Origin of the sequence: Microbacterium protaetiae (genome assembly GCF_004135285.1) — a bacterium.
GTDB lineage: Bacteria > Actinomycetota > Actinomycetes > Actinomycetales > Microbacteriaceae > Microbacterium > Microbacterium protaetiae.
Genome location: NZ_CP035494.1, coordinates 2,456,060 through 2,480,286, shown reverse-complemented (window position 1 = coordinate 2,480,286; position 24,227 = coordinate 2,456,060). Strand labels below are relative to the sequence as shown.

General features: G+C 68.1%; 19 protein-coding genes. 11 read left to right on the top strand and 8 right to left on the bottom strand.

Features of this window, described 5'->3' with window-relative positions:
• The first annotated feature begins 40 nt into the window (after positions 1-40).
• The 3 genes from ET475_RS11600 to ET475_RS11590 all read left to right on the top strand — a co-directional run bounded on the left by ET475_RS11600 (position 41) and on the right by ET475_RS11590 (position 2,241).
• A complete protein-coding gene (locus ET475_RS11600; RefSeq protein WP_129390247.1) occupies positions 41-1,072 on the top strand; it encodes an LLM class flavin-dependent oxidoreductase in 1,032 nt (343 codons plus the stop codon).
• Between the two features lie 75 nt (positions 1,073-1,147).
• Positions 1,148-1,825, top strand: coding sequence for a cyclase family protein (locus ET475_RS11595; RefSeq protein ID WP_129390244.1), 678 nt, complete (start codon positions 1,148-1,150; stop codon positions 1,823-1,825).
• A complete protein-coding gene (locus ET475_RS11590) occupies positions 1,822-2,241 on the top strand; it encodes a GNAT family N-acetyltransferase (RefSeq protein WP_207205342.1) in 420 nt (139 codons plus the stop codon). Before ET475_RS11595 ends, ET475_RS11590 begins: the two co-directional genes overlap by 4 nt.
• Before the next feature lie 3 nt (positions 2,242-2,244).
• Here the strand turns inward: ET475_RS11590 and pepN are convergent, their stop codons facing one another.
• Positions 2,245-4,872: an aminopeptidase N gene (pepN, locus tag ET475_RS11585; RefSeq protein WP_129390241.1), complete on the bottom strand. Its 2,628-nt coding sequence runs from the start codon at positions 4,870-4,872 to the stop codon at positions 2,245-2,247.
• A gap of 134 nt (positions 4,873-5,006) precedes the next feature.
• On the opposite strand from pepN, the gene ET475_RS11580 reads away from it, so the two are divergent.
• Positions 5,007-6,647: an HAD family acid phosphatase gene (locus tag ET475_RS11580; protein WP_129390237.1), complete on the top strand. Its 1,641-nt coding sequence runs from the start codon at positions 5,007-5,009 to the stop codon at positions 6,645-6,647.
• On the opposite strand, the gene ET475_RS11575 is transcribed toward ET475_RS11580, so the two are convergent.
• The 3 genes from ET475_RS11575 to ET475_RS11565 are packed head-to-tail and all read right to left on the bottom strand — an operon-like array spanning position 6,635 to position 9,883.
• The gene (locus ET475_RS11575; RefSeq protein ID WP_129390234.1) at positions 6,635-7,444 is read right to left on the bottom strand and encodes a class I SAM-dependent methyltransferase; all 810 of its coding nucleotides are present in this window, start codon (positions 7,442-7,444) and stop codon (positions 6,635-6,637) included. The genes ET475_RS11580 and ET475_RS11575 overlap by 13 nt on opposite strands.
• A gap of 28 nt (positions 7,445-7,472) precedes the next feature.
• Positions 7,473-8,834, bottom strand: coding sequence for an amidase (locus tag ET475_RS11570; RefSeq protein ID WP_129390231.1), 1,362 nt, complete (start codon positions 8,832-8,834; stop codon positions 7,473-7,475).
• A 35-nt stretch (positions 8,835-8,869) separates the two neighbouring features.
• Positions 8,870-9,883 (bottom strand): SDR family NAD(P)-dependent oxidoreductase, encoded by a 1,014-nt coding sequence (locus ET475_RS11565; protein ID WP_129390228.1) that lies wholly within the window; start codon positions 9,881-9,883, stop codon positions 8,870-8,872.
• 164 nt (positions 9,884-10,047) lie between these two features.
• Here ET475_RS11565 and ET475_RS11560 point away from each other — a divergent pair, with 164 nt between their 5' ends.
• From ET475_RS11560 to adhP, 3 genes are all read left to right on the top strand, one after another.
• Positions 10,048-10,692: a helix-turn-helix transcriptional regulator gene (locus tag ET475_RS11560; protein ID WP_129390225.1), complete on the top strand. Its 645-nt coding sequence runs from the start codon at positions 10,048-10,050 to the stop codon at positions 10,690-10,692.
• Positions 10,693-10,718: 26 nt separating this feature from the next.
• Positions 10,719-11,273: a GNAT family N-acetyltransferase gene (locus tag ET475_RS11555; protein ID WP_129390222.1), complete on the top strand. Its 555-nt coding sequence runs from the start codon at positions 10,719-10,721 to the stop codon at positions 11,271-11,273.
• 208 nt (positions 11,274-11,481) lie between these two features.
• Positions 11,482-12,504, top strand: a complete 1,023-nt coding sequence (gene adhP / locus ET475_RS11550) for an alcohol dehydrogenase AdhP (RefSeq protein ID WP_129393892.1) — start codon at positions 11,482-11,484, stop codon at positions 12,502-12,504.
• Between the two features lie 215 nt (positions 12,505-12,719).
• Here the strand turns inward: adhP and ET475_RS11545 are convergent, their stop codons facing one another.
• The 4 genes from ET475_RS11545 to ET475_RS11530 all read right to left on the bottom strand — a co-directional run bounded on the left by ET475_RS11545 (position 12,720) and on the right by ET475_RS11530 (position 17,188).
• Positions 12,720-13,106 (bottom strand): VOC family protein, encoded by a 387-nt coding sequence (locus ET475_RS11545; RefSeq protein ID WP_129390219.1) that lies wholly within the window; start codon positions 13,104-13,106, stop codon positions 12,720-12,722.
• Positions 13,103-13,705 carry a GNAT family N-acetyltransferase gene (locus ET475_RS11540; protein WP_129390216.1) on the bottom strand — a complete coding sequence of 201 codons (603 nt, stop codon included), beginning with the start codon at positions 13,703-13,705 and terminating at the stop codon, positions 13,103-13,105. Before ET475_RS11540 ends, ET475_RS11545 begins: the two co-directional genes overlap by 4 nt.
• 1,145 nt (positions 13,706-14,850) lie before the next feature.
• Positions 14,851-15,891 (bottom strand): GTP 3',8-cyclase MoaA, encoded by a 1,041-nt coding sequence (gene moaA / locus ET475_RS11535; protein WP_129390213.1) that lies wholly within the window; start codon positions 15,889-15,891, stop codon positions 14,851-14,853.
• Between the two features lie 49 nt (positions 15,892-15,940).
• On the bottom strand, positions 15,941-17,188 hold the full coding sequence (locus ET475_RS11530; protein ID WP_207205341.1) for an MFS transporter: 1,248 nt from the start codon (positions 17,186-17,188) through the stop codon (positions 15,941-15,943).
• Between the two features lie 172 nt (positions 17,189-17,360).
• On the opposite strand from ET475_RS11530, the gene ET475_RS11525 reads away from it, so the two are divergent.
• Genes ET475_RS11525 through narI form a run of 4 tightly spaced genes read left to right on the top strand, consistent with a single transcriptional unit; the run spans position 17,361 to position 24,188 of the window.
• Positions 17,361-21,098 carry a nitrate reductase subunit alpha gene (locus tag ET475_RS11525; RefSeq protein ID WP_129390210.1) on the top strand — a complete coding sequence of 1,246 codons (3,738 nt, stop codon included), beginning with the start codon at positions 17,361-17,363 and terminating at the stop codon, positions 21,096-21,098.
• Positions 21,095-22,732 (top strand): nitrate reductase subunit beta, encoded by a 1,638-nt coding sequence (narH, locus tag ET475_RS11520; protein ID WP_129390200.1) that lies wholly within the window; start codon positions 21,095-21,097, stop codon positions 22,730-22,732. The genes ET475_RS11525 and narH overlap by 4 nt, the downstream gene beginning before the upstream one ends.
• Positions 22,732-23,430, top strand: coding sequence for a nitrate reductase molybdenum cofactor assembly chaperone (narJ, locus tag ET475_RS11515; protein WP_129390198.1), 699 nt, complete (start codon positions 22,732-22,734; stop codon positions 23,428-23,430). The genes narH and narJ overlap by 1 nt, the downstream gene beginning before the upstream one ends.
• Complete coding sequence (gene narI, locus ET475_RS11510; RefSeq protein WP_129390196.1) at positions 23,427-24,188, top strand: respiratory nitrate reductase subunit gamma; 762 nt, start codon at positions 23,427-23,429, stop codon at positions 24,186-24,188. Before narJ ends, narI begins: the two co-directional genes overlap by 4 nt.
• The last annotated feature ends 39 nt before the right edge of the window (positions 24,189-24,227 follow it).

Genomic DNA, 24,227 nt, shown 5'->3' with positions numbered 1-24,227 from the left:
TCAGTGGAATACACCGATCGCAGGTACCGTTGGATCCACCATGCAGCGCTTCGGAACGCTCTCGTTCGGTCACTACGGCCCGCTCGGCGGCGGCCGTCACTTGACCGCGGGCGACAATCTTCATCAGGCCATCGACCTCGCCCAGCAGATGGACGAGCTCGGGGTCGACGGCACGTATTTCCGTGTGCACCATTTCGCGAAGCAGCACTCCTCGCCGATGCCGCTCCTGGCCGCGATCGCGGCGAAGACCACGCGCATCGAGGTGGGCACCGGCGTCATCGACATGCGCTACGAGAATCCGCTGTACCTGGCTGAAGAGGCTGCCGCCGTCGACCTGATCAGCGACGGCCGACTCGCCCTCGGCGTGAGCCGTGGATCCCCCGAGTCGGTCGTGCGCGGCTACGAGGCGTTCGGCTACACCGGGTCTCAGGACCCGCGCGGCGCGGACATCGCCCGCGAACATTTCGACACGTTCCTGCGGGCGATCTCGGGCGAGGGCATGGCCGATGCCGACCCGGCCAGCCCGTTCGGCGGCGGCGTCGGCCGGCAACGCGTCGAGCCGTACTCCGAGGGGCTGCGCTCGCACATCTGGTGGGGTGCGGGCAGCCACGACACCGCCGCGTGGGCGGGACAGATCGGCGTGAACCTCATGTCGTCGACCCTGCTGACCGAAGACCTCGGAATGCCGTTCGACGAGCTGCAGGCATCGCAGCTGCAGACCTTCCACGACGCCTGGCGCGAGGCCGGGCACCCGGGCCGGCCGCGCACGTCGGTGAGCCGATCGGTGTTTCCGATCATCACCGCGCAGGACCGCATGTTCTTCGGCCACAGCCAGGAGCACGGCGGCGTCGGCTACATCGACGGGATGCGCGCAACGTTCGGGCAGACCTACGCCGCCGAGCCCGATGTGCTCATCGAGCAGTTGAGGGCGGATGCCGCGGTCCAGGCCGCCGACACGCTGATGCTGACGATCCCCTCGCAGCTGGGCGTCGAGTTCAACCTGCACATCGCCGAGTCTTTCGCGACCCACGTGGCGCCCGCGCTGGGCTGGACGCCGACGTTCGAGAAGTAGGCGTCCTCACGCAGATGGCCGATCACGTCCATGGCGGTGTGATGCGCGCGGCGAGGTGCACCATAGGCTGAACGCATGACCTCGCCCCGCCCACGCTTCGTCGATCTCAGCCACACCCTGCGCGAAGGGATCGTGACGCTCCCGGGCATTCCCGCCCCGACGATTGCGCCGCTGGTGCGCCGCGGCGAAGGCCACTACGCGCCGGGCACGAGCTTCTCGATGGACGTCTTCACCATCGCCGGCAACACCGGCACCTACCTCGACACTGCCTGGCACCGCTTCGAAGGGGGCGACGATCTGGCCGCCCTCGACCTGGCCACGCTCGTCGACCTGCCCACCGAGGTGTTCGACGTGCGCGATGCGCCCGACCGCGGCATCCCCGCCGATGTGTTCACCGACCGCGATCTGCAGGGCAAGGCAGTGCTCCTGCACACCGGGTGGGACCGGCACTTCAACACTCCCGCCTACAGCGAGAACGCGCCGTACCTCACTCGCGAAGGCGTCGAGTATCTCGTCTCGCAGGGCGTGGCCCTGGTCGGCATCGACTCCCAGAACATCGACGACACCTCGCCCGCGGCGGCCGGAGAGCGCCCCGCGCACTCGACGTTCCTGGCCCGCGGCATCCACGTCGTCGAACACCTGACCAATCTCGGCGAACTGCCCGACAGCGGCGCGCTGTTCACGGCGGTGCCGCCGAAGTTCGAGGGCACCGGCACCTTCACGGTGCGGGCGTTCGCAAAGGTGCCGGTGTGAGCGCATCGCACTATGAGGTCAGTGCCGACCCGGCACGGCTCGACCGCGACTGGATCTGGCGGATGCTCTCGACCGAGGCGTACTGGGGGCTCCAGCGCGCCCGCGCCGATGTCGACCTGCAGATCGATCGCGCGTGGCGCGTGGTCGGCGCGTACGACCAGACCACCGGGGCCCAGGTGGGCTTCGCCCGGTCGGTGTCCGACGGTGTGGCCTTCGCCTACCTCGCCGACGTGATCGTCGACCCCGGGCATCGTGGCGCCGCGATCGGCAAGCGGATGCTGCGTCTCATGATCGACGAAGGTCCGGGCGCCGAATTCCGCTGGACCCTGTTCACGCGGGACGCGCACGGGCTGTACGAGAAGTTCGGCTTCGCCGAGCCCGACGAGACGGCAATGGTCCGCCCGGCTCGACGCTGACTCTCACGCCGCCGAGGCAGCCTGAGCGCGCAGCCGGCGCTGCAGATCGTCGAGCTGCTCGATGACGATGCGGCGCAGCGCGGCCGGCGCGTTCCCGCGTGACGACAGCCACTCCTGCGCGGCGACGACGAAGGGATGCCGCGCCTGGTCACCGTCGGCCAGTTCGGCGTCGGCGGGGAACAGCCCCGTCACGACCCGCGTCGACTGCCCCTGGCTCTGCGCCGCCCACACGTCTTCGATGCGCTGCCAGTACTCGGCCTCGTGCCCGGCGCCGACACCGGCGGGGTCGATTCCCAGCCCATCGATCGTGGCCTGAAGCTGGTCGTTGGACAGCACCGTGCCGTCGGCGGCCCGGCCCGAGTACGCGGCCTCGCGCGCGGCATCCTTCACCGCCGCATCCGGCCGCGCGGCCAGCGCGCGCGTCAGGCCCACCGCCGACACCGCGGTCGGCGCCGCCGCCTGCGCTGCCCGCAGCGACGCCTCGTCCACGCGCGCGTGCGCGGACAGCACCACCCATGCACTCCAGGTGAGCTCCTCGCCGAGCGCGAAGTTGGAGTCGTCGATCCAGGAGCGCACGACCTCGAGAACCGGCGGCACCGGCGAGCGCGCCTCGCCCAGGGCTGCGAAGAGCGTGCGCAGCAGCACGGTGCGGCGGTCCGACGGCGACGGGTCTTCGACCACGGCATCCATCAGGAAAGCAACCCATCGTGCCAGCAGCCGCTGCCGCGTATCGGCCGTCGTATACGCGGCCAGCGCCGCCGTCGCCTGAGCGAGAACGTTGGCCAGCACGCCCGTGTCGTCGATGAGGTACTCGCCTGCCACGACGCCGTCGACGAAGCGCTCGGCGGGCAGCTCGCCGTCGCGCACCGTGTTCCACGCGCCGGCCAGTGCCGTCGCCCGGGCGAGCTCGTCGTCGAGCCCGGCATCCAGGACCACCTCCAGCGAGTGGGGATCCTGCACGATCTTCGCGTACGTCAGGTCGCCGTCGTTGGGCAGCAGGACTCGATCGCCGGCCGCACCGACGAGCTCGGGCACGTCGATCGAGGCGCCCGAGATCCGCACGGCATGCGCAGCCTCGAACTCGGCGGGCCCATCCTCCGCCGGCGCGTAGACGCCGATGCGCACCACGTGCGGGCGCAGCACCGGGTCACCGGTGCGCGGGTCGATTCCATCCTGATGCAGCGTCGCCGAGGTGATGACGCCGTCCGACACGGAGGTCGACACGCGCAACCGGTTCACGCCAGCGGTCTCGAGCCACGCGTGCGCCCACTGGCGCATGTCGCGACCGGATGCCTCACCCAGCGCATCGAGGAAGTCGTCGAGCGTCGTGTTGCCCCACGCGTGCTTGGCGAAGTAGGCGCGTGCGGCGGTCAGGAACGTGTCTTGCCCGACATACGCCGACAGCTGTTTGAGCACCGATGCGCCCTTCGCGTACGTGATGCCGTCGAAGTTCTGGTCGGCCGCCTCCAGATCGACGATGTCGGCCACGATCGGATGCGTCGTCGGGTACTGGTCCTGCCGGTAGGCCCAGGCCTTGCGCCGCGATGCGAACGTCGTCCACGCGGTCGTGTACTCGGTCGCCTCATCGACGGCAAGCGTCCCCACATAATCGGCGAACGACTCCTTGAGCCACAGGTCGTCCCACCAGACCATGGTCACGAGATCGCCGAACCACATATGGCACATCTCGTGCAGCATCGTGTTCGCCCGCTGCTCGCGCTGGGCCTCGGTGGCGGGAGAGGTGAACACGTACCGCTCGGTGAAGGTGACCAGACCCGGGTTCTCCATCGCCCCGAGGTTGTATTCGGGCACGAACACCTGGTCGTATTTGCCCCACGGGTAGGCGACGTCGAAGTGCCGGTGGAACCAGTCCAGCCCGCGCTTGGTGATCTCGAACAGCTCGTCAGAGTCCAAGCTGTCCGCCAGCGACGTGCGGCACGCGAGTCCGAGTGGAATGGTGATCTCGATACCCGATGCCGTGCGCCCGGCGTATTCGTCGTGCCAGAGCGCGTAGGGCCCGGCCAGGAACGTCGTGATGTACGTCGACATCGGTTCGGTCACCGCGAACTCGCGGCGGCTCACGCCTTCGGCGACGGGATGCTCGGCCAGCAGTGCCCCGTTGGAGGCGACGTGCCACGAGGCGTCGGCGGTGATCGTCACATGGAACCGCGCCTTCAGATCGGGCTGGTCGAAGCACGGGTAGATGCGCCGGCAGTCGACGGGCTCGTTCTGCGAGTACAGGTAGGTCGCGCCGTCGGCGGGGTCGACGAACCGGTGCACGCCCTCCCCCGACCGCGAATATATCGACTCCGATTCGATGACGACCTCGTTGGCTTCGGCCAGGGGTGCGAGCGCGATGCGCGCGCCGTCGACGGCGGCCGCGGCATCCAGTTCCCGCCCGTTCAGCGTGATCGATGTGACGCGCGCCCCGAGGTAGTCGAGAAAAGTGGATGCCCCTGCCTCGGCGTCGAAGGTGACCCGGGTGCGCACCGGGTAGGTGTCGACGGCGGGGTCGGCCGCCCGCGAGAAGTCGATGTCAACGGTGTAGTCGTGTGTGCGCACGATGAGAGATCTGCCGGCCGCTTCATCGCGGGTGAGGTTCTCGTTGGCGGGGCGGGGAAGCTCGGTCATGCCTCCAGTCAATCACCCGGCGCTGACATGCGAGGAGAGAACCCTCATCCGCGCGGCCCTTCCGCCGCAGGCCGTGCGGGTCTAGTGTGACGGGCGGCCGAGATCCGGCCCACCCGAGCGAAAGCGAGTCGACGATGATCCGTGCACGCCGAATGGCAGCCGCCGCCGCGACCGCCGCGCTGACCCTGACACTGTCTGTGGTCGGCGCGACCTCCGCGCAGGCGTTCTCACCGGGGCACTCCCCCTCTCACAGTTCGCAGACCCTTGCCCCGCGCACCCATTTCACGATGGCCGCCGACGGCTCGAGCGGACTCACACAGGGTGGTGAAGGCATCCCGAACATCGACGTCGTCAAGAAGACGATCGCGACCTACTACGGCGACCCCGGCACCGGCATCGCGAACAAAGACGATTCGCCGTACATCGACGAGATGGACGGCATCGTCTCACAGCTCGAGAAGAAGCTGCCCGGCTGGCTGCGCGATGCCAAGCGCCATCACAAGACCCCGGCGATAGTGCTCGACACCGACGACACGATGCTGTTCACCTATGACATGGAAGTCGGCGACATGCACTTCGTGTACGACCCGGCGCGGCAGAACGAATGGGTGCAGCAAGAACTGTTCGACACAGCGACCCCCGGTATGACGAGTCTCGTGAAGAAGGCGCAGAAGCTCGGCTTCGCGATCATCGGCATCACCGGGCGCAGCGCCGACCAGAAGGCCGCCTCGATCGACAACGTCAACAGCGTCGGCTACTCGGGGTTCACGAGTGAGAACTACTACACGAAGTGGGCGAGCGGGCAGCAGCCGTCGTACATCACGTGCGCGACCAGCAGCTGCACCACCGTCGAGTTCAAGGCCGGCACCCGCCGGCACCTCGAGAAGGATCTCGGCTACGACGTCGTGCTCAACGTCGGCGACCAGTGGTCCGATCTGCAGGGCGGCTACGCCGACCACATCCAGAAGCTTCCGAACCCGACGTATTACCTGCCGTCGGCCGATCTGCCGGGAGTGCACGAGCCGCAGCTCTCACCGCGCACACACTTCACGATGAAGGCCGATGGATCGAGCGGGCTCACGCAGGGCGGCGAGGGCATCCCGAACATCGACAGCGTGAAGAAGACGATCGCCGCCTACTACGGCGACACCGGCGACGGCATCGCGAACAAAGAGCACTCGCCGTACATCAGCGAGATGCACGCCCTGTTGCGCCGGCAGCTGCCGGCCATCGCGAGCGAATGCCGCACGCTGGCGCGCCGTCATCAGAATCCGGCCATCGTGCTCGACGCCGACGACACCACCCTGTTCACCTATGACATGGAAGTCGGCGACATGCACTTCGTCTACAGCCCTGCCGAGCAGGACATCTGGGTGCAGAACGAGGAGTTCGCCGCGACGCCGGGCATGGTGAGCGCCACCAAGACGCTGCAGAGGGCCGGGTGCACGCTGGTCGGGTTGACCGGCCGCAACGACGACCAGAAGGACGCCACCCTCGGCAACCTGTCGGCGGTGCACTATCGCGGATTCACCTCGGAGAACTACTACACGAAGTGGACGGGCGTGGGCGCGTCGCAGCAACCGTCGTACATCACGTGTGCCACGGCGAAGTGCACCACGATCGAGTACAAGTCGCAGACCCGCGCGCACATTCAGACGCGCGCAGGCGGGCACTTCCACATCGTCGCGAACTTCGGCGACCAATTCAGCGACCTGATCGGCGGGCACGCCGACCGGGCCGTCAAGCTGCCGAACCCGACGTATTACCTGCCCTGATCGGCGGCGCGCCGGCGCGCGAGCACACCGAGGGTCGCGTACTCCATGGTGAACTCGCCGCCGGCGCGGTCGATCACCGCGCCCATCGCCGCCAGCAGCGCATCGAGCTTCTCCGGCGCTATGCGGTTGTGCCCGCCCGAGGTCGGCACCTGCGCGAGCCAGTCGTCACGCGTGATGACGGCCTGCCAGTCGACGCGCACGCGCTCGGGCTCATCGAACCCCGCCGACGCACGGATCCCGTCGGCGGCGGCATCCAGAAACGCCGCATAGCCCTCGCGCTGCGGCGCCGACCACGGCGTGAAGGGCAGGCCGGTCTCGACGCTGCGGTAGGCCTCTGCGAAGCCCGCTGCGATCTCGGGAGCGGGATCCCCCGCGTTCCAGAACACGGCGATCCGGCCACCAGGTTCGAGCACGTCATGCGCCTTCGCGGCGCCGGCGGCGGGGTCGACCCAGTGCCAGGTCTGGCCGGCGATGACGAGGTCGAAGGTGCGAGCCGCGGCATCCCACTCCTCGAACCGGGCGACCTCCACCTCGAATCCGCGCCGGCGGGCGACCTCGGCCATCCTCTCGTCGACCTCGACGCCCAGCACGCGGCATCCCGCATCACGGAACGGCAACGACGACAGTCCGGTGCCGATTCCGACATCGACGGCGCGGGCTGGGGCCGGCAGGCCCTCGAGCACACGCTCGGCGAACACGCGCGGATAGCGCGGACGGAATCGGTCGTACGCGTCAGCGTCGGCGCCGAAGCCCTCGGCGATCGTGCGGGCACGGAACGGCTCGCCGGTATCGGTCATCACGCCACGCTACCTGCCCGCAGGCTGATCAGGCCGCCTCGACCACGCGCGCGGCGGCGAGCGCCGCCGCTTCGCCGTGCATCGGCCCGATCAGCTGCACACCCGTGGGCATGCCATCGGCGCCGGGGCCGGTCGGCACGGCCACCGCGGGAAGCCCGAGAAAGTTCACGACCACGACCAGGCGCAACATCCGCCATGCCGCGGTGGCCTGTTCGGGCCCGCCCAAGTCGAAGTCGATGGGCAGGATGCCGCCGGCCGAAACCGGTCCGAGAATGACGGGGTGTTCGACCTGCAGCCGTCGCCAGGCCGCTTCGATCACGAGGCGGCGCGCCCATGCCGCACCATACTCGGCGGCGGTCTCGAAGACGCCCGTCGCCTGCATACTGGCGCGCATGAAGGCATCCGCCGACCGGCCCAGCGGTGCGGGCAGGGCGCCACCGCTCATATCGGTGACCGCCAGGCGGCGCATCAACGTGAACGCCTCTTCCAGATGCGGCAGCTCGATCTCGTCGACCTGCCACCCCGCGGTGCGCAACGCGTCGGCTGCGCGTTCGACGCCGGCGGCGACGTCGGGCTGCACGCCCCACCCGAGCGGATCGCGCGTCACCGCCACGCGGTGTGGCCCGTCGTAGGCGGCCACGGCAGGCAGGGCGAGTGAGACCGGGTCATCGACGTCGACACCGGCGACCACGTCGAGCACGGCCCGCAGATCGCGCACGCTGCGCGCCAGCATCCCGTTCACCGCGAACCTCTGCAGCGTCAGCGCCACCGGCAGCTCGTCCACAGCCGCGCGCGGCACGCGCCCGACCGAGGGCCGCAGCCCGCACACGCCGAGCGCCTGCGCGGGCAGCCGGATCGATCCGCCAAAGTCATTGCCGAGGCCGATGGTGCTCATGCCGGTGGCCACCGCCACCGCATCCCCTCCGCTCGACCCGAACGTCGTGCGCGACTCGTCGAACGGGTTCAGCGTGCGTCCGAAAAGATCGTTGTCGGTGTCCCAGCGCATGCCGAAGTCGGGCATGTTTCCGCGACCGATAGGGATGGCGCCCGCGGCACGCAGACGCGCGACGACCGTCGCGTCGCGCGCGGGAATCGCCTCGGCCAGGCCGCGCCAGCCCTCGGTCGTGGCCGACCACGTCAGGTCGATGTTCTCTTTGACGCTGAACGGCACCCCTGCCAGGGGCCCCGGGTCGCGGCCGGCCGCGACCGCACGATCGATGTCGTCGGCGGCGCGGCGAGCGCGATCGTCGAAGGTGACCGTCAGCGCGTTCAGGTGCGGATTGCGTGCCGCGATGCGCGTCAGATGCGCATCGACCGCCTCAGCGGCAGGCACCCGCCCCGCACGGATGTCGGCGGCCAGGGTGACGGCGTCGGGCAGGACGGAGGTCATGCCCCCATCCTGCCCGGTGCCGCGTGCCGACGTTCCTACTGCACCGACCAGCCGCCGTCGGAGGGCAGGATGGCGCCGTTGATGTTCACACCGTCGTCGGAGAGCAAGAACGTGATGGATGCCGCCAGCTGCTCAGCCGTCGCCACGGTCGGGATCGCCGACTGGAACGGCTGCAGGCGTGCCGACCCCGCCTGCGACACGTTCGGCGGGAACGGGATGCCGGTGGCCACGCCGCCCGGTGCGACGGCGTTGACGCGGATGCCCTGCGGCCCGTACATGAAGGCGGCCGAGCGGGTCATGCCCACCACGGCGTGCTTGGAGGTCGTGTAGGCGTTGCCCGATGCGTTTCCGCGCAGGCCCGCCTCGCTGGCGACGTTGACGACCGAACCGCGGCCGGCCTTCAGCATCGCGGGCAGCACCGCGCGGGTGAGCTTGAAGGCGCCGGTGAGATTCACACCGAGCACACGATCCCACGTGGCATCGCTGGTCTCGTGCAGCGGAGAGAAGTCGTCGTTGATGCCGGCGACGTTCGCCAGCCCGTCGATGGTGTCTCCGGCAGCGGCCACGATCTCGTCGATCGACTCCTGCGCGGTGATGTCGCCGGTGACGGTGACGATCTCGCCGTCGGGCAGCGATGCCTGAAAGTCGGCGAGGCGCTCGGCCGAGACATCCACGGCCACCACCCGGCCGCCCTCGCGGACGATCCGCGATGCGGTGGCGCGCCCGATGCCGGATGCCGCGCCGGTGACGATCACGGTCTTTCCGGCGAAACGGCCCGAGGTCACGCGCTCGGTCCAGCCGCCGCTCTCGGTGTCTTCGGGCATGACGCCGCCGTTGGCCTTGAGCACGAGGTCGTCGACGACCGACTGCGGCATCTGCCCCTGGCTCATCGCCACCAGCTGCTGCAGCGCAAGGCCCTTCACCGGTGCCAGGGTCTCTTCGCTCGCGCCCGAGGCGGCCAGCAGTCCACGCACAAGATCGCCGCCGACCGGATGCTCAAGCCACTCGCCGATCGTGCTGTTCGCCGTGAGGGCCTTGTTCTGCGCCATCATCATTCCCTTCGTGTCCCACTCGGGACGGCCACGCCTGCGTGGGGTATTCCCACACGGGAAATGCTATGCGCACCAACGGCCCGGCGCCACGGTGCCCACCGGAACAATCCGCGACGCCGCGCCACGCGCCCCCGGCACGGCGCGACAGGGATAATGGACCCATGGCCACCGCCTACAGCGCGATCTCCAGCTACTCGCGGGTCGAGATCATGCACATGCTCCAGGAGCATCCCGCCGTCACCATCAGCGATCTCACGAAGGCCACCGGCCTTCATCCCAATACGGTGCGCGAGCATCTGCAGCGCCTCATCGAGGGCGGCTACGTCGTGCCCGAGGCCGAGCGACGCACGACCCGCGGGCGCCCCCGCATCCTTTACAGCGCCGTGTCGGGGCCGGATGCCCCGCACAGCCCGATCGCGCAGCAGCGAGTGCGCGAAGCCGCCGAGCGCGGCGACCTCATGCGCCGGGTGATGCCATGGACCGAGTCGGAGCTGCCCGACGACGCCCAGCACCAGCTCGACGCCCTCGTCGAAGACCTGCAAGACGCTGGATTCGACCCGATCGTCGACACCGAAGAGCTCACCGTCGATCTCACTCCGTGCGAGCACGCGCGGTCGCAGGCAGCGCACCGCGATGTGCTGTGCGCGGTACACATCGCCCTCATGCAGGGCGTCCTGAGCGAGGCCGGCGGCCCGCTCGCGGTCGAGGGGATGCTGCCGGCGTGCGATCCGACGCAGTGCCACATCCAGCTCACGATGAGTCCTGCACCGGTCAGCGATGAGGCGAGCGCAGCGGCGTACGCCTAGCGCGGCATCCCGAGTACTGTCGGCTCATGACGCTCACGGTACGGCGTGCGACAGCGGCCGACGCGCGCGCTATTGCGACGATCCGGGTGACCTCTTGGCGCGTCGCGTATGACGGGCTCATCCCCGACGCTCTGCTGAGCCGTCTCGACATCACCACCGAAGCGCACCGGCGCGCACAGGACTGGACCCGGTATCACGCTGATCCCCGCGCCGTCGAGTTCCTCGCTCTGCGCGGGGGGCGGGCCCTCGGGTGGGCATCGGTGGGGGCGTGCCGCGACGATGACCCGGGCGCGGCCGTGCGCGGTGAGCTGTTCGCGCTGTACGCCTTGCCGGCACACTGGTCGACCGGTGTCGGGCATGCGCTGATGGTCGCGGCCGAGCAGTCGCTGCGTGCGTCGGGGTTCCCCACCGCTTCGCTCTGGGTGCTCGACGGCAACGAGCGCGCGGCATCGTTCTACGAGCGGCACGGATGGCATGAGGACGGGACGGTGAAGGACGACGAGCGCATCGTCGGTACCACCGGCATCCCGGCTCTTCGAGAACGCCGGCGCGTGCGTGACTTGCGTGCGCCGACCGAATAGCCCGCATCGCGCATCGCCCAAGCGCGCCGACGTCCCGCGATAGCGCGGCGTCGGGGCACCCTTGTGCACGTCTCTTGTGTGGTCTGACCACATTCGGGTATTCTCTGTCTCAGAGGACGGCGACAGACCGCCCCGGAGGAAGTGAGAGCTCATGTCGACGAATCTTCAATCCGTTCCGAGCCAGGCCCCGGTGTCGCTTCCGGCGACGATGCGCGCGGCCGTCGTGATCGCCCCCGACAAGCCCCTCGAGATCCGCGAGGTGCCCATTCCCACACCCGGCCCCGGTGAGGCACTCGTGCGCGTCATCACGAGCGGCGTGTGCCACACCGATCTGCACGCCGCGCGCGGCGACTGGCCGGTGCCGCCCAAACCCGAGCTGATCCCCGGGCACGAAGGCTACGGCGAGGTCGTCGCCCTCGGCGAGGACGTGACCACTCTTGCGATCGGCGACAAGGTGGGCAACGCGTGGCTGTGGAGCGCGTGTGGAACCTGCGAATACTGCCGCACCGGTTGGGAGACGCTCTGTCTGCAGCAGAAGAACGGCGGGTACGGCGTCGATGGTAGCTTCGGGGAGTACATGCTCGTCGACGAGCGTTTCGCCGCCCGCATCCCCGAGGGGTCGGACCCTGTCGAGGTCGCGCCGATTCTGTGTGCGGGCATCACTGTCTACAAGGGCCTGAAAGAGACCGAAGTCGCGCCCGGCGAATGGGTCGTGATCTCGGGCATCGGCGGTCTCGGCCACGTCGCGGTGCAGTACGCGGTGGCCATGGGCATGCGCGTGGCAGCCGTCGACATCGACGACGAGAAGCTCGCCCTGGCTCGCACGCACGGCGCCGAGGTGACCGTGAACGCCGCCACGACCGACCCGGTCGCCGCCATCCAGGAGCAGACCGGCGGGGCCCACGGCGTGCTGGTCACGGCCGTGCATGCCGAGGCATTCGGTCAGGCAACCGGGATGTGCCGGCGGCGCGGCACCGTGGTGTTCGTCGGTCTGCCGCCCGGGACCTTTCCCGCCGACATCTTCTCCACCGTTCTGAACCGCATCACCATTCGCGGTTCGATCGTGGGCACGCGGCAAGACATGGTCGAAGCACTCGACTTCTACGCCCGCGGCGCCATCCACCCCACGGTGTCGTCGGTGGAGAGCCTCGATGACATCAACGACATCTTCGAGCGCATGGAGCACGGTCAGATCGAAGGGCGCATCGTCATGAGGTATGCCGAGGCCTGACGCCGGGTCACCGGGGCAGGGTCAGGATGCCACGCCGGGATCGGGTCAGGATGCCGCGCCGGGATGGGGTCAGGATGCCACGCCGGGATGGGGTCGGGATGCCACGACCTCGGTGGGGTTAGGTTGCCACGCCGGGGTGAGGTCAGGATGCCACGCCGGGGTGAGGTCAGGATGCCACGACCTCGGTGGGGTTAGGTTGCCACGCCGCGGTGAGGTCAGGATGCCACGACCTCGACTTTGAACCCGGCAGAGTTCTCGAGCCATCCGGCGTAGTGGTCAGGGCCACCGGCGTGCGGGTACCGCTCCTGATAGAGCGCAGTCCAGCCATGCGCGCAGGCGGCGGCCATGATCGCGTCGACGTGCGCGCGCGAACCGGCCTGAAACGCGAGATGGTTCATACCGGGTCGCCTTCGATCGTGCGGGACGGGCTGCAGGTTCGGCGAGGTCGTCAAGACGAGGTATCCGTGGCCGGCATCCCATGACCGACCGCCGGGCCAGGTCTCGGCCAGACGAAACCCGACCCGCTCCAGCAACCACGACCATTCCGCCCACGTCGTCTCGTCATCGGTGACCCACAGCTCGACGTGGTGGAAACCGCTCAGAGAAACCTCCCGAACGCGCGATCGTCGTCACTCGTGGCGAACAGAGGTGTGAACCCCACCCGCGGGTAGAAGGCGACGGCGCCCGCGTTCGCGGCAGGCGCCACAAGGTGCACGCCGGGCACATGAAGCTCGCGAAGCCGCGCGATCAGCGTCTCGATGAGCAGGCGTCCCAAGCCCTGCCCCTGCAGCTCGGGCAGCAGGTCGATGTGTAGGTGTGCGGGATATCCGGCGGCCTGCCACGGGTTCGGAGTCCGACCTCGTCCGTTCGCATAGCTCAGGATGTCGCGTTCGGTCGCCGAACGGCCGTCCGCGTCAGGCCAGCGCTCGGCGTGCGGCGGCCACCACTCGGCCGCGAACCAGTTCTCGAACTCGTCGGAATCCGGGGCGCAAACGATGTACCCGGCCACACGCCCGTCATCGGTCTCGGCCACGAACGCGGCGTCGGGATGCCGGCGCACATACGGCAACGCGAAGATCGCCGGCCAGATCTCATCGTCGGACAGCACACCCGTCGCATCGCCCCCGAACGCGGCCGTGCGCACGCAGACCTCAGCGAGTGCCGGCTCATCACCGGTGCGGAAAGGGCGGATGCTGCTCACCGGCACGAGCCTAGCGCTACCCGAATCCGCATCCGCGCATGCAAATCACATCCGCGAACGCAGAACAGGACAGCGCGAGCGAGGACGCCGCGCCCAACCGGGTAGCGCGACCGAGGATGCCGCGCCCAGACGGGTAGCACGAGCAGAAACGAGCAGCGGGAGCAGAAACGAGCAGCGAACGTAGAAACGAGCAACGAACGCAGAAACGAGCAACGAACGCAGAAACGAACAGCGCGACGACATCCCGGACACCTCGCGCTACCCCAATCCGCATCCGCGCATGCAAATCACATACGCGAACGCAGAACAGGACAGCGCGACCGAGGACGCCGAACCCAAACGAGTAACGCGAACAGGAACGAGCAGCGCGAGCAGAAACGAGCAGCGCGAGCAGAAACGAGCAGCGCGAGCAGAAACGAGCAGCGCGACGACATCCCCAACACCTCGCGCCACCCCAACCCGCATCCGCGCATGCGAATCACATACGCGAACGCAGAACAGGACAGCGCGAGCAAGGATGCCGCGCCCTAACAGGTCGCGCGAGCAGAAACGAGCAGCGCGAGCAGAAACGAACAGCGCGACAACATCCTCAACACCTCGCGCTACCCCAACCCGCATCCGCGCATGCAAATCACATACGCGAACGCAGAACAGGACAGCGCGAGCGAGGACGCCGCACCCGATCGGGTAGCGCGAGCAGAAACGAGCAGCGAACGCAGAAACGAACAGCGCGACGACATCCCCAACACCTCGCGCCACCCCAACCCGCATCCGCGCATGCAAATCACATCCGCGAACGCAAAACAGGACAGCGCGAGCAAGGATGCCGCGCCCAACCGGGTAGCGCGACCGAGGATGCCGCGCCCAGACTGGTAGCGCGAGCAGAAACGAGCAACGAACGCAGAAACGAACAGCGCGACGACATCCCCAACACCTCGCGCCACCCCAACCCGCATCCGCGCATGCAAATCACATACGCGAACGCAGAACAGGACAGCGCGAGCAAGGACGCCGAACCCAACCGGGTAGCGCGAGCAGAAACGAGCAGCGAACGCAGAACCGGACAGCGCAAGCCAGGACGCCGCGCCCAGACGGGCAGCGCCAGCGACCGCCCCGCGCGACGCGGCGCAGAACCCGCCCGAGGCTCAGCCCCCGATGTACGACATCTCGATGCGCTCGCGCGGATGCGCGGTCTCGGCCGAACGCACCTCGGAGTAGTTGTCGCTGCGGCCCGACCAGATCTCGGCGAGAGCGGCTTCGAGCTCGGCATCGGTGCTGCCGCCGCGCAGCAGCTTTCGCAGGTCGTGCCCGCGCGCGGCGAACAAGCAGGTGAACAGCTTGCCGTCGGCCGAAAGGCGCGCACGGGTGCAGGCGCCGCAGAAGGGCGCCGTCACGCTCGAGATCGCGCCGATCTCACCGTCACCGTCGCGGTAACGCCACCGGGTGGCGGTTTCACCCGAGTATGCCGGCGGCACCGGCTCGAGCGGATGCACGGCACCGATCCGCTCGATCACCTCGGCCGAGGGCACCACCTGCTCGAGATTCCAGCCGTTCGTGGTCCCGACATCCATGAACTCGATGAAGCGCACGGTGACGCCGGTTCCCTTGAACCGCTCGGCGATGGCCACCACGTCGTCATCGTTGAGCCCGCGCTTGACCACCGTGTTGATCTTGATCGTCTCGAACCCGGCGTCCCGGGCCGCCTCGATACCCGCGAGCACCCGATCGAGGGGAAAGTCGACATCGTTCATCGCGCGGAAGGTGGCGTCGTCGAGCGAGTCGAGCGAGACGGTGACCCGGTCCAGACCCGCTTCGCGCAGGGCTCCGGCCTTGTGCGCGAGCGCAGATCCGTTGGTGGTGACCGCGATGTCGGGCTTGTCGCCTTCGGGCGTGCGCAGTGCCGCCAGCATCCTGACCAATTCCTCGATGTCGCGCCGCAACAGCGGCTCGCCACCGGTCAGGCGCAGCTTGTGCACGCCATGCGCCATCCCAGCCCGTGCGACCCTGACGATCTCCTCGAAAGTGAGCAGCATCTCCTTGGGCAGGAACGCGAAGTCGCGGCCGAAGATCTCCTTGGGCATGCAGTACACGCATCGGAAGTTGCACCGGTCGGTCACCGAGATCCGCAGATCGCGCAGGCCGCGACCGCGCTGGTCGTGCACACTGGGCAGTCTCTCGACGGTCATACCCCCACCGTAGCCATGCGCACAGGCCCGAGGGTCGGTTCACCGCCGGTCATTTGCCGGCTTTGGCTGCGCGCGCGTCGCGCAGCATCCCCGCCACCACCAGAGCGAGCGCTCCGACCAGCACCAGCAGCCACAGGCCGAGCCAGTACGAGTTGGTGTCGGCGTGATAGGTCGCACCCATCACCAGCGGCGGGAAGTAGCCGCCCAGACCCCCGGCGGCAGCCACGACACCGGTCACGGCCCCCACCTTGTCGGGGGGCGTCGAGGGGCCCACCCAGGCGAAGACGGCGCCCATGCCCAGCCCCATCGCGGCAGCCATGAGCAGGAACACGACGCCCGTGAGCACCCCCTCGGGCGGCTCCTGGCCCACGATGTACGCGGCGGCAACGATTCCGGCCAGCGAGAACAGCGTGATGATCTTGGGACCGAACCGGTCGGCGAGCACACCGCCGATGGGCCGGGCTATCACCGCGGCGACGGCGAACATCGCGGTGCGAGTGCCGGCACCCACCGGATCGACCTCGTTCGGATAGATCGTCATGAGGTACTTGGGCAGATACGTCGAGAACGCGACGAACCCGCCGAACACTATCGCGTATAGGAACGCCATCTGCCAGGTCACCGGCAGCTTCAGCGCACCCAGCACCTTCGGCACGAGCGGCTGACGGCTGGGCGTCCATGCCGGCGAATCGCGCATCATCACCCAGACCAGCAGCGCCATCACGATCATGAGTGCCACCACCAGCAGGTGCGTGGGCCAGTAGCCGATCCAGCGCAGCAGCCGCGGGGTGAAGAACGCCGCGACCGCGGTGCCGATCATGCCCATGCCGAACACGCCGTTGGCGAAACCCCGGCGGGCAGGCGTGAACCATGCACTGGAGAAGGGGATGCCGGCGGCGAAGATCGTGCCCGGAATGCCGAGCAGGAACGCCGCGAACAAGAGCAGCGGGTAGTTGCCGATCGAGCCGGCCAGCGCCACCAGCAGCACGGCGGGCACGCCGGCGAGCAGAACCAGCGCAAAAACTTTGCGGCCGCCCAGCCGGTCGGTGAGCGCACCGACCACGATGCGGCCGAGAGCTCCGACGAGCACCGGCATGGCCAGCAGCAGTGCCGCCTGCCCCTGGCCCAGGCCCATCTGCTCGGTGTAGAGGTTCTGGAGCGGACCGATCACCATCCACGCCCAGAAGCCGACGGTGGATGCAAGGGTTGCCAGGAGGACCTGGCCCATCCCCCCGCGTAGATCGGGGGATGAGCTCGTCGATGTGGACGACGCGGGAGTGGACGATGCCTCAGCCATCACGATTCCTCTCGTTTCGCGTCAGAGTAGCGACGATGCCGCGCCGTATCTACACCCCGCACCGTGATTATTCGTTGTGGGATATGTCCGGGAATAAAAACGGCGAGGCCCCTAGCAAGCCGATCAGTGCCGCTCCATACTGGGGGGTATCCGTGAGGCTGGAGGAACTGGCATGACCCCCGACATCCGCACTGCGCACCCCGCGACCGACGGACCGCTCGCCGATACGCTGCTTTCGCTGAGCCGCTTCATCCGACCCGGCGAGACATCGCAAGACCTGCGCACCCTGTTTCTGGACGGCGGCCGCGACGGCGACGTGTTCTACCGCGACCGCTGGTCTCACGACAAGGTGGTCCGTTCCACGCACGGTGTGAACTGCACGGGGTCGTGCTCGTGGAAGGTGTATGTCAAAGACGGCATCATCACGTGGGAGACGCAGCAGACCGACTATCCGTCGGTGGGTCCCGACTCGCCCGAGTACGAGCCCCGCGGGTGCCCGCGCGGTGCGGCGTTCAGCTGGTACACCTACTCCCCCACCCGCGTGCGCTACCCGTACATCCGCAGCACGCTGCTCGATCTGTGGCGCGCAGCCAAGCAGCAGCATCCCGACCCCGTCGAGGCCTGGGAGTCGATCGTCGAAGATCCGCAGAAGGCGAAAGCGTACAAGAGCGCCCGCGGCAAGGGCGGTCTGGTGCGCGCGACCTGGGCGGAGTCCATCGAGATGGCGGCGGCGGCGCACGTGCACACCGTCAAGAAGTACGGGCCCGATCGCGTGGCCGGGTTCTCACCGATCCCGGCGATGTCGATGATCTCGCACGGCTCGGGCTCGCGCTTCTTGAACCTGCTGGGCGGCACGATGCTGTCGTTCTACGACTGGTACGCCGATCTTCCGGTGGCCAGCCCCCAGGTGTTCGGCGACCAGACCGATGTTCCCGAATCCGCCGACTGGTGGAACTCGTCATACCTGATCATGTGGGGCTCGAACGTGCCGGTCACCCGCACACCCGACGCCCACTTCATGACCGAGGCGCGCTACCGCGGGCAGAAGGTCGTGGTGGTCTCACCCGACTACACCGACAACACCAAGTTCGCCGATGAGTGGGCCTCACCGCACCCGGGCACCGACGCGGCCCTGGGTATCGCGATGGGACATGTCATTCTCACCGAGCACTTCGTGCACAAGCGCACACCGCGCTTCGAGGACTACATGCGCCGGTACACCGACGCCCCCTACCTGGTGACCCTCGAGCACAACGGCGATCGGCTGGTGCCGGGCAAGTTCGTCACCGCGAGTGATTTGGGTGAGGATGCCGCCTCCGCCGCGCACGCGGAGTTCAAGCCTGCGGTGCTCGACGCCGACGGTACCCCGGTCGTGCCGAACGGCTCGCTCGGGCACCGCTTCTCGCCCGAAGACGAGGGCAAGTGGAACCTCGACCTGGGCGATGTGGTGCCGCAGCTGTCGATCGCCGACCTGGCCGGTTGGGACGGCGCCTCGGCCGAAGTCGCCCTGCCCCGCTTCGACGTGGCACCCGACGCGGGCCAGGAGCACGCCGGGGGTGCCGGCGTGGTCGGCCGCGGTGTGCCGGTGCGTACGGTGAACGGCAAGACCGTCACGACGGTGTTCGACCTGATGCTGGCCCGCTACGGGGTGGGCCGCGACGGTCTTCCCGGCGAATGGCCGACCGGCTATGACGACGCCTCGACCCCGGGCACGCCCGCCTGGCAGGAAGAGATCACGTCGGTGCCCGCCGAGCAGGCCACCCGCATCGGCCGCGAGTTCGCCGACAACGCCGAACGCAGCGGCGGTCGTTCGATGATCCTGATGGGTGCCGGCACGAACCACTGGTTCCACTCCGACACCATTTATCGCACGTTCCTCGCTCTGACGATGATGACCGGATGCCAGGGCGTCAACGGCGGCGGATGGGCGCACTACGTCGGCCAGGAGAAGGTGCGACCGCTCACCGGCTACAACCAGTACGCCGGCGCTGCCGACTGGAACCGCCCGCCCCGGCAGGCGATCGGCACCGCGTTCTGGTACCTGGCCACCGACCAGTGGCGCTATGACGGCCTGCCGGCGAATCAGCTCGCTTCCCCCTTGGCACGCGGCGTCTTCGACGACCGCACCACCGCCGACTGCCTGGTCGAGTCGGTCAAGCGGGGCTGGATGCCGAGCTATCCGACGTTCTCGCGCAATCCGCTCGACCTGTGCGACGAGGCCGAGGCAGCCGGCAAAGAGCCCGCGCAGTACATCGTCGACAGCCTGAACGACGGCTCGCTGCACTACGCCTGCGAAGACCCCGATGCGCCGGAGAACTTCCCCCGCGTCATCGACATGTGGCGAGCGAACGTGCTGGGGTCCTCGGGCAAGGGCAACGAGTACTTCCTCAAGCACCTGCTGGGCGCCGAGTCGGCCGTGCGGGTCGGCGAGACGCCCGAGGGCTCGCGCCCGCGCGATGTGCGCTGGCGTGAGGATGCCCCGCTGGGCAAGCTCGACCTGCTGATGACAAGCGATTTCCGCATGACCAGCACGACGCTGTTCAGCGACATCGTGTTGCCCACCGCGACGTGGTACGAAAAGTACGACCTCTCGTCGACCGATATGCACCCCTTCGTGCACTCGTTCAGTCCGGCGATCGACTCGCCGTGGCAGACCCGCAGCGACTTCGACACGTTCAAGGTGCTCGCCGAGAAGTTCAGTGAGCTGGCCCAGACGCACCTGGGCGTGCGCCGCGACGTGGTGGCCGCACCGCTGCAGCACGACACGCCCGATGTCATGGCCACGCCACACGGCGCCGTGCAGGATCTGCCGCTCAAGCCCGGCGTGACGATGGCCAAGCTCATTGTCGTCGAGCGCGACTACCCCGCGCTGGCCGAGAAGTGGAAGACCCTGGGTCCGTTGGCCGAGAAGCTCGGCATGGTCACCAAGGGCATCACGTATCACCCCGAGCCCGAGATCGACATGCTGGGGCGCTTGAACGGTGTGGTCGAGGCGGGGCCGATGGCCGGCCGCGTGCGGTTGGACACCGACCGCCGCGCCTGCGAGATGGTGCTGGCCTTCTCGGGCACCACAAACGGACGCCTGGCGGTGCAGGGCTTCAAGCAGCTCGAGCAGAAGACCGGCCAGAAGATGGCGTTCCTGGCCGAAGAGCACGAGGGCACCCACATCACGTTCACCGACGTGCAGGTGCAGCCGCGCAGCGTGATCACCTCGCCGGAGTGGTCGGGATCGGAGCACGGCGGCCGCCGCTACACCGCTTTCGCCGTGAACGTCGAGCAGCTCAAGCCGTGGCACACTCTCACCGGGCGGCAGCACTTCTTCCTCGATCACGACTGGATGGAAGAACTCGGCGAGAACATGCCGATCTACCGTCCTCCGCTGGACATGGCGCGCCTGTTCGGCGATGCGACACCGGGGGCGACGGGGGTGGATGCCGCATCCGGTGCCGCCGAGGTCTCGGTGCGTTACCTCACCCCGCACTCGAAGTGGTCGATCCACTCGGAGTATCAGGACAATCTGTTCATGCTCTCGCTGAGCCGTGGCGGCCCCACGATCTGGATGAGTCTGGAAGACGCCGCAAAGATCGGGGTGCGCGACAACGAGTGGATCGAGGCCTACAACCGCAACGGCGTCGTCGTGGCGCGCGCCATCGTCTCGCACCGGATGCCGGAGGGCACGGTGTACATGTACCACGCGAAGGACCGCACGGTGGATGTGCCGATCACAGAGACCAGCAAACAGCGCGGCGGCATCCACAACTCGCTGACCCGCATCCTGCTCAAGCCCAGCCACCTGATCGGCGGCTACGCGCAGTTGGCGTGGGCGTTCAACTATCTCGGCCCCACGGGCAACCAACGCGACGAGGTCACCACGATCCGTCGTCGCAGCCAGGAGGTGCAGTACCGATGAAGGTCATGGCCCAGATGTCGATGGTGATGAACATCGACAAGTGCATCGGATGCCACACCTGTTCGGTCACCTGCAAGCAGGCGTGGACGAACCGAACCGGCGTGGAGTACGTGTGGTTCAACAACGTCGAGACCCGCCCCGGCGTCGGCTATCCCCGCACCTACGAGGATCAGGAGAAGTGGGGCGGCGGCTGGGTGCGCACAAAGCGCGGCCGGCTCAAGCTGCGCAGTGGTGGGCGTCTCGCCAAGCTCGCGCGCATCTTCTCGAACCCGAACCTGCCCGAGATCGAGGACTACTACGAGCCCTGGACGTACGACTACGACATGCTGCTGAATGCTCCGCAGAGCGAGCACACCCCGGTCGCACGCCCGAAGTCGCTGCTGACCGGCAAGGACATGAAGATCTCGTGGTCGGCCAACTGGGATGACGACCTGGGCGGCTCCGCCGAGACCATGCAGGACGACCCGATCCTGCGCAAGATGAGCGAGCGGGTCTCGGCCGAGTTCGAGCAGGCGTTCATGTTCTACCTGCCGCGCATCTGCGAGCACTGCCTGAACCCGTCGTGCGTCGCCTCGTGCCCCTCGGGCGCCATGTACAAGCGGGCCGAGGACGGCATCGTGCTGGTCGATCAGGACAAGTGCCGCGGCTGGCGCATGTGTGTGTCGGGCTGCCCGTACAAGAAGGTGTATTTCAACCACAAGACCGGCAAGGCCGAGAAGTGCACGCTGTGCTACCCGCGCATCGAGGTGGGCCTGCCCACCGTCTGCTCGGAGACCTGCGTCGGGCGCCTGCGCTACCTGGGCCTCGTACTGTATGACGTCGACCGGGTGGCCGAGGCGGCCAGCGTCGAGAACGAGCACGATCTGCTCGACGCCCAGCGCAGCGTGATCCTTGACCCGAACGACCCCGAGATCATCGAGGCGGCCCGTCGCGACGGCATTCCCGAGGACTGGATCGAGGCCGCCCAGAACAGCCCGATCTACGCGCTGATCAAGAAGTACAAGGTCGCCCTTCCGCTGCACCCCGAGTACCGGACCATGCCGATGGTCTGGTACGTGCCGCCGCTGTCGCCGGTCGTCGACGTCGTGACCGGTTCGGGCAACGACGGCGAGGATGCCCGCACTCTGTTCGCCGCCATCGACAAGCTGCGCATTCCGATCTCGTATCTTGCCGAGCTTTTCACCGCGGGCGACACCGCGCCGGTCGACGAGTCGCTGCGCAAGCTCGCCGCTATGCGGTCGTACATGCGCGGCATCAACCTCGACGACGAGCGTGACGAGTCGATCGCCACGGCGGTCGGGATGACCGGCACCGAGATGGAGGAGATGTACCGGCTGCTGGCGATCGCCAAGTACAACGACCGCTACGTCATTCCTGCCGCCCACGCTGAGCAGGCGCGCGAGCTGGAGGAGCTGGCGTGCTCGCTGGACTACGACGGCGGCCCCGGCATGGGCGGCCCGAACCACTTCGGGCTCTCCAGCGGCCACCCGGTGCCGGTCGCGGTGGAGAACTTCCACGCGCTGGCAGATCGGCAGACCTCCGACAGTCCGGCTGCCCCGGGCCGGGTCAACCTGCTGAATTGGGATGGCAACGGCTCGCCCGACGGCTTGTTCCCGCCGAAGGAAGAGTCCTGATGGCACTGCTGACCCGTTCCCGAACCCGCGTCACCCCACGACGCAAGCTGCCGCCCGCCCTGGACTCACTGGAGTTGACCCGCGAACAGCGGCAGCGCGTGCACATGGCCGCCTCGGTGCTGCTGGACTACCCCGATGCCGAATGGTTCGGCAAACTCCCCACCGTGCGGGCCCTGATCGAACCGCTCCCCGACCCGGTGCGCGCGCCGCTGGTGCAGTTCATCGACACGGCTGCAGCATCCACCGACTTCGAACGCCTGTATGTGAACACCTTCGACCTCAAGCGCAAGTGCAGCCTGTATCTGACGTATTACGCCAACGGCGACACACGCAAGCGCGGTACGGCGATGGTGACGATTCTTGAGGCGTACCGCGCCGCCGGATGGGAGTTCGAGGCACCGGAGCTGCCCGACTATCTGCCGGCCGTGCTCGAGTTCTCTGCCATGAGCGATTCCGAGATAGCGTCGGCGGTGCTTTCGAGCCACCGCGAGGGAGTTGAAGTGCTGCGCGCGGCCCTGGAGGGCATGAACAGCCCCTGGGCCGATATCGTGCGCGCGGTGACGCTCTCGCTGCCACCCATCGACGACGCCACGCGAGAACGCTATCTCGATCTGATCAACGAGGGCCCGCCCACCGAGACGGTGGGGTTGAGTTTTCTCGGGAACCTGCCGCCGTTCCAAATGAGGGAGGACGCATGAACCCCCTGTCCATGCTGCTGTGGGTCGCGCTGCCGTACATCGCGGCCGCCGTGTTCATCGTGGGTCACATCTGGCGCTACCGGTACGACAAGTTCGGCTGGACGACGCGTTCCAGCCAGTCGTACGAGAACCGCCTGCTGCGCTGGGGATCGCCGATGTTCCACTTCGGCATCCTTTTCGTGGTGGCCGGCCACGCGGTAGGGCTGCTCATCCCCCGCGAGTGGCTGTATGCGATCGGCATTGATGAGCACATGTACCACGTCGGGGCGACGGTGCTGGGCACAGCCGCGGCCGTGCTGACACTGGTGGGCCTGGCGATTCTGATCTACCGCCGCCGCACGGTCGGGCCGGTGTTCCTGGCCACCACCACGATGGACAAGGTGATGTACGTGTTCCTCGGTGCCACACTCGTGTTCGGCACACTGGCCACCTTCATCCACCAGCTGTTCGGCCCCGGCTATGAGTACCGCGCGACAATCAGCCCCTGGGTGCGCAGCATCCTTCTCTTCCAGCCGCAGCCGCACCTGATGGAGCAGGCGCCACTGATGTTCCAGCTGCACGCTCTGACCGCCACGCTCCTGTTCATCCTGTGGCCGTTCACGCGTCTGGTGCACGTGTTCTCGGCGCCGGTGCAGTACCTGTTCCGCCCGTACATCGTCTACCGCTCGCGCGACGAGCACCGCAGCGGCAGCCGCGCGACCCGTCGCGGCTGGGACCCGGTGGCAGCCCCCGACCCGGAGCGCCTGCGCCGACCATGAGCATGTGACACAAGGCGAAGGGCCGGTCACCCCTGAAGG

Coding starts and splice junctions, on each gene's coding strand:
- ET475_RS11600 (WP_129390247.1), top strand. CDS start 41: ATGCAGCGCTTCGGAACGCTCTCGTTCGGTCACTACGGCCCGCTCGGC.
- ET475_RS11595 (WP_129390244.1), top strand. CDS start 1,148: ATGACCTCGCCCCGCCCACGCTTCGTCGATCTCAGCCACACCCTGCGC.
- pepN (WP_129390241.1), bottom strand. CDS start 4,872: ATGACCGAGCTTCCCCGCCCCGCCAACGAGAACCTCACCCGCGATGAA.
- ET475_RS11580 (WP_129390237.1), top strand. CDS start 5,007: ATGATCCGTGCACGCCGAATGGCAGCCGCCGCCGCGACCGCCGCGCTG.
- ET475_RS11575 (WP_129390234.1), bottom strand. CDS start 7,444: ATGACCGATACCGGCGAGCCGTTCCGTGCCCGCACGATCGCCGAGGGC.
- ET475_RS11570 (WP_129390231.1), bottom strand. CDS start 8,834: ATGACCTCCGTCCTGCCCGACGCCGTCACCCTGGCCGCCGACATCCGT.
- ET475_RS11565 (WP_129390228.1), bottom strand. CDS start 9,883: ATGGCGCAGAACAAGGCCCTCACGGCGAACAGCACGATCGGCGAGTGG.
- ET475_RS11560 (WP_129390225.1), top strand. CDS start 10,048: ATGGCCACCGCCTACAGCGCGATCTCCAGCTACTCGCGGGTCGAGATC.
- ET475_RS11555 (WP_129390222.1), top strand. CDS start 10,719: ATGACGCTCACGGTACGGCGTGCGACAGCGGCCGACGCGCGCGCTATT.
- adhP (WP_129393892.1), top strand. CDS start 11,482: ATGCGCGCGGCCGTCGTGATCGCCCCCGACAAGCCCCTCGAGATCCGC.
- moaA (WP_129390213.1), bottom strand. CDS start 15,891: ATGACCGTCGAGAGACTGCCCAGTGTGCACGACCAGCGCGGTCGCGGC.
- ET475_RS11530 (WP_207205341.1), bottom strand. CDS start 17,188: ATGGCTGAGGCATCGTCCACTCCCGCGTCGTCCACATCGACGAGCTCA.
- ET475_RS11525 (WP_129390210.1), top strand. CDS start 17,361: ATGACCCCCGACATCCGCACTGCGCACCCCGCGACCGACGGACCGCTC.
- narH (WP_129390200.1), top strand. CDS start 21,095: ATGAAGGTCATGGCCCAGATGTCGATGGTGATGAACATCGACAAGTGC.
- narJ (WP_129390198.1), top strand. CDS start 22,732: ATGGCACTGCTGACCCGTTCCCGAACCCGCGTCACCCCACGACGCAAG.
- narI (WP_129390196.1), top strand. CDS start 23,427: ATGAACCCCCTGTCCATGCTGCTGTGGGTCGCGCTGCCGTACATCGCG.